Below are 736 nucleotides of genomic sequence, written 5' to 3'. Positions count from 1 at the left end.
ATCGGCACCCACCGGCTGCTCTCCGACCAGGTGCAGTTCAAGGACCTGGGCCTGGTGGTCGTGGACGAGGAGCAGCGCTTCGGCGTCGAGCACAAGGAGGCGCTGAAGAAGATGCGCACCAACGTGGACGTGCTCGCCATGTCCGCCACGCCCATCCCGCGCACCCTCGAGATGTCCCTCACCGGCATCCGCGAGACCTCCACGCTGGCCACCGCCCCGGAGGAGCGCCACCCCGTGCTCACCTCGGTGGGCCCGTACTCGGACCAGCAGGTCACCGCGGCCATCCGCCGCGAGCTGATGCGTGAGGGCCAGGTGTTCTACGTGCACAACCGCGTCACCACCATCGACAAGGTGGCCAAGCGCATCGCCGAGCTCGTGCCGGAGGCGCGGATCGCCGTCGCCCACGGCAAGATGAGCGAGGCCCGGCTCGAGCAGATCATGGTGGACTTCTGGGAGCGGAAGTTCGACGTGCTCGTCTCCACCACGATCATCGAGACCGGCCTGGACATCGCCAACGCCAACACCCTGATCGTGGAGGACGCTCACCGCTACGGCCTCTCGCAGCTGCACCAGCTGCGCGGCCGCGTGGGCCGTGGCCGCGAGCGGGCGTACGCGTACTTCCTGTACGACCCGCAGAAGCCCCTGGGCGAGGTGGCCCTCGAACGCCTCAAGGCCGTGGCCACCCACAACGAGCTCGGCGCGGGCATGCAGCTGGCCATGAAGGACCTCGAGATCC

At 68.6% G+C, this 736-nt stretch carries 1 protein-coding gene; it reads left to right on the top strand.

All coding sequences use genetic code 11. The features are described 5' to 3' along the window. Window positions 1-736: helicase-related protein (locus tag UN64_RS21845; RefSeq protein ID WP_281249498.1), on the top strand; the 736-nt coding region annotated here is incomplete at both ends.

It is taken from the genome of Fictibacillus arsenicus, from assembly GCF_001999465.1.
GTDB classification, from domain to species: Bacteria; Bacillota; Bacilli; order Bacillales; family Fictibacillaceae; genus Fictibacillus; species Fictibacillus arsenicus.
Note: the sequence above shows the minus strand (reverse complement) of the source record. Positions and strands in the feature narration are given on the sequence as shown.